We start from the raw sequence: 2,942 nt of genomic DNA, 5'->3' as shown, positions 1-2,942 counted from the left end.
GATAAAATTTCAACTGAATCTATAACCGAATTATTAGAAATTTTTAAATTATCTTTTACAGGATTTGGATAAAAATTGAAATTAGTAAAAGCAAAATTTTCATTTGATAATGCAGCAACGAATTCTGTATTGCATGTTTCAGTCACAATTGCAGGATTAAAATCAAAATAAATACTTGCAAAATTTGGAATGATATCGCCAATGGCATAACCAGGTTTTGGTTTTATTTGAAAAGTAATGTAACCATGACCAATTTGAGTATTTGCAACCGATGGTGGAAGATTTATGCCATTAAATCTCCAGTTTAAATTACTTCCTACTCGTTCTAAAACGTAAGGATTACTTGCATCAACCATTCGAATGCTTGTTTCATCAAGTTTTGTATCTAAAATATCGTTAACTCTAATGTTTATTGCGTTTGCATTTCCAGTATTTTCAAATTGTATTGTGTAATTTAAATAATCATTTGTAGTAAAGCCAGAATATAAAATTTTTCCACCATGCGATTCTTGTTTATCGTTTGGATCGTAAGAACCAACAATAGTTTGTGTTAAACTACTAGAATTATTACTTATATTTAGTTCAGAAGATGCTATTGTTCCACTAGCATTATTAGTAAGTTGTTGACCTAATGTTACAATTGGAATAGTAGGTACTAACATGGTTACATCAATAAATCGTTGTTCATTAGGTAGTAAGTTGGCAAAGTTGTATGCAAAACCATTACTTGTAGATGTTAATCCTGTTTGTGAAATATTAGTAATGTTCACAACATTATTTTTATTAAAAGCTATAGTTCCTGACATAATAGTTTGCGTACCTTGATTTTTATAAGATAATCTATTCGTATGAGAAAAACCAGGATTAGGCAAATCAGATGTTGAGTACAATGAAATTACTAAGTCTTGAAGAATTGTTACAGGTGTTAAAGCAAAATTATAAGTTGTAATACCAGAGTTTATAGATACACTTACATTAGTATAGCTAGGTATTGCAATACTGTAGTTTGAACAATAAAAATTCAAACTATAGATATTTGTTGGGTTAGATTCATATAAAGTATGGTTTCCACCTGATGTGTAAATGTTATGGGTTACTCCACCATTTATTTGATATGCAAAATAACCGAAGGCAACATTTAGTTCTAAACCATCTTGAAGTCCATTAGAATTTTCATCAATAAATGCATTAAGTTTTATTCCGTCACTTACATTTAAAAAAACTGTTTTTTCATTATTTACCGAAATATTTTCACTATTAATTGTTCCTGTTGCGCTTGCTGATGTTGTAACCGAACCATTATTGATATCTTCTTGATTAATAACATGTTGTCCTATAAAATTGGTATTATTAAAATTTTGTGGTGGCAACGAAATACTATTTCCAGAAAGAGTTGCATTAGTAACTATCATGCTAATATTATCAATAGAATAGTTTAAATCGGAATTTTTAACTAAATAAGAATATTGAATAATATCTCCAACAGAAACATAATTATCGGCATTATAATCTTGATAGTTGCCATTAATTTGTAACCCAAGTGGAGGCAATTTTACAATTGTATAAGGATAAAAACTATTTGGATTTTCTGGATTTGGCGGACAATTATTGCATGGTGTTGGATCTGACGAATCATCTGTTACATATTGACCACTAGGTGAAGTTGCGTTTACTGTTGCAAAATTATAAACATAACCATTTAAAATATCTTGGTTAGTTAATTGATAATTTGAAATTATTGGTGCGCTATATTGACCAAAATTTATTGAATTAATGTTATTTGTTAACGAAATATTACTGTAGCTAATTGAAGGATATAATAAGGTAACATTTCCACCATTTGTAGCAATACTTGTATAACGTATAGTGTCGTTAATATCAACAGAGCCGTTATTATTACTGTCAATATATTCTCCATCCATTTGCAAATAAATACCTGGTTGTTGTGCTATAAGAACATTAGTACATGTCGTACAATTTAAGAAAGGAATAACATAAGGAGTTGGGTCAGTAGGAGATGCATAAATAGTATTACCATCAACATCAGTTGCTGCAAAATTTGAATAATTACTTAAAAATCCTTGGTCAATCTCTGCTTGCGTAATTGTATAAGTTTTTGTAAAAGATGTACTATTAGATTCTCCTTGAATTAAAGTTAATGGTCCGCCAGATAATGTTTCAATATTTCCTTGAATATTTGATGTTCCTTGAATATTTGATAGAGTAGCCGTACTTGCTGAACTTGTATTGGTAACTGTATAATTATATTCAACTGTATCTCCAGGATTTGCAATTCCTGTTGGACTTGAACTGTCTATGTATATACCTTCACAAGTAACAATAAATGATGAATTAGTAACAATTATTGTTACAATTGCCATATCACAATTGCTTGGATTTGATATTTGACAAATTTGATAAGTCAAATTATAAGTTCCAGCTGGTATTCCTGACGAGATTGATAATGTTCCATTAGTATTTAAAATAATGTTTGGATGTGAGCTAACAATCATTGTTAAATTAATCTGAAAAGGATTAATTGGTGCGCCATTAAGTGTATCATTTGTTAATACATTAATATTAGTTGTTGTAGTTGTGGAAGATGAAACTGCAATTGATCCATCATCATTCGCCATAATTTGACCAAATAAATTAAAACTAATTAAAAATAAAACAGTTAAAGTGTTTAATTTTTTCATAATTTACTCTTTCACAATTTTTAAAACTTTCTCCAACCCTAAAGAAGAAACCTTAACAAAATAAATTCCACTAGAAAGTTCAGATAAATTTAGTTCTGTTTCTAAAGAATTTACATTTTTAGCAATCATTTTTTGTCCTAATAGTGATAAAATTTCAACTGAATCTATAACCGAATTATTAGAAATTTTTAAATTATCTTTTACAGGATTTGGATAAAAATTGAAATTAGTAAAAGCAAAATT

General features: G+C 28.5%; 1 protein-coding gene and 1 pseudogene. Both read right to left on the bottom strand.

What is annotated here, in order from left to right; translation table 11 throughout:
* Positions 1-2,699, bottom strand: a pseudogene (locus ACH2BC_RS08445) (hypothetical protein); the annotation flags it as partial.
* Between the two features lie 3 nt (positions 2,700-2,702).
* The coding region (locus ACH2BC_RS08440; RefSeq protein ID WP_395053555.1) for a T9SS type A sorting domain-containing protein at positions 2,703-2,942 on the bottom strand (240 nt) is incomplete at its 5' end.

Source organism: Flavobacterium sp., from assembly GCF_043760115.1.
GTDB lineage: Bacteria > Bacteroidota > Bacteroidia > Flavobacteriales > Flavobacteriaceae > Flavobacterium.
Note: the sequence above shows the minus strand (reverse complement) of the source record. Positions and strands in the feature narration are given on the sequence as shown.